Origin of the sequence: Micromonospora craterilacus (assembly GCF_003236315.1) — a bacterium.
GTDB lineage: Bacteria > Actinomycetota > Actinomycetes > Mycobacteriales > Micromonosporaceae > Micromonospora > Micromonospora craterilacus.
Window position 1 is genome coordinate 1 of sequence record NZ_POTY01000471.1, and the last position, 1466, is coordinate 1466.

The 1466-nt window shown below is 76.3% G+C and carries 1 protein-coding gene and 1 pseudogene; both read left to right on the forward strand.

The features are described 5' to 3' along the window. Positions 1–945 (forward strand): annotated as a pseudogene (locus tag C1I95_RS33875) (putative baseplate assembly protein); the annotation flags it as partial. Beyond that, on the forward strand, positions 926–1466 hold a 541-nt coding region (locus C1I95_RS33880; RefSeq protein WP_111220188.1), incomplete at its 3' end, for a phage tail protein. The pseudogene C1I95_RS33875 and the gene C1I95_RS33880, both read left to right, overlap by 20 nt.

The window sequence follows — 1466 nt, forward strand, 5'->3', positions numbered from 1 at the left end:
GCCCCGGTCCGGCCGGGCATCGTGCCCCGCCCCGGCTCGGTGGCGGTGGCGACCGTCCGCGCCAGCGGCGGCTCCCGGGTGCACCTGAGCACCGACCTGGGCGAGACCTGGTCGTTGCTGGCCGACCTGGACTCGCGGATCAGCGACCTGGCGTGGATCGACCGGGACGGCGCCGGGGCGCTGCTGGTCGCCACCGACACCGGCCTGTACGAGGTGTCGCTGCTGCCCGGCGCGGTGCCGTTGCAGATCCTGGTCGACCCGGCCGACGCCGACCGGGGCTTCTACGCGGTGCGGTCGTTCGTCTCCGAGCGCGGCGCGCCCGGGGTGGCGGTGGCGGCGCAGGCCGGCTTCGGGGTGTACCTGTCCGGCAACGCCGGCCGCCCGGGCACCTTCAACCACGTCGGCCTGGCCAACGTCGACAACCGGGTGCTCGCCGTGCAGTACGACGGCCCGGCCACCCTGCTGTGGAGCGGCGCCGGCGAGCCGGACCCGAAGAAGCCCGGGCAGGGCTGCTTCCGGGCCCGGCTGTTCGAGTCCGACGTCAAGTGGCAGGCGGTGCAGGCGGGCTGGATCGGCGGCACCTGCCGGGACCTCGCGTTCAGCGGCACGCTGGCGCTGGCCGCCACGCAGAGCGGCGGGGTGCTGCGGCTGGACACCCTGGCGGCGCAGCCGCAGTGGGCACCGGTGATGGTCAACTGCGGGCTGCCGTTGCGCGACCGCACCCGGTTCGTGCCGGTGGACGCGGTCGCCGCCACCGCCGGAGCGGAGCGGCTCGTGCTGGCCGGCGGCGAGCGCGGAGTGCACCGCAGCGCCGACGCGGTGGACTGGTCGCCCAGCGCCAACCAGGCCACCGCCGACGTGGTCACCGTCCCGGACACCTGGCTGCTCTGCTCCGGCGAGCACGACATCGAGGTGGTGCGGCAGGATGCGTCGAGCGGCCATTGAGCGGCTGCTGCCCGCGGCGTACCAGCGGGCAGGCGTGCCAGGCAGCGTGCTGTGGGCGCTGCTGGACGTGATGGAGGCGCTGCACGCCCCGGACGAGGCGGTGCTGGCCGAGGTCGACGCGCTGTTCGCGCCGTACCGGGCGCCCGGCGGGATGGTCGCGTACCTGGCCGGGTGGGTGGCGATGGACCACGTGGTCGCCGCGCCCCGACGGGACGCCCCGCTGCCGCTGCCGCTGAGCCGGCTACGCGACCTGGTGGCGCACGGCGCGCTGCTGGCCGCCTGGCGGGGCACCCCGTACGGGCTGCGCACCGCGCTGGAGCTGGCCACCGGGGTCACCGGGTTCGTCCTCGACGAGCCGCCCGACCGACCGTTCCACGTGGTGGTCCGGGTGCCCGCCGCCGCGGCCGACCAGCTGGCGCTGGTGAGTCGCATCGTCGAGGCCGAGAAACCGGTCGCCGTGACCGCCGAGATCACCCTCGATGGCCCCCCGCCGGACCGTGCGGTCGGCCGGGCCAGCGTCC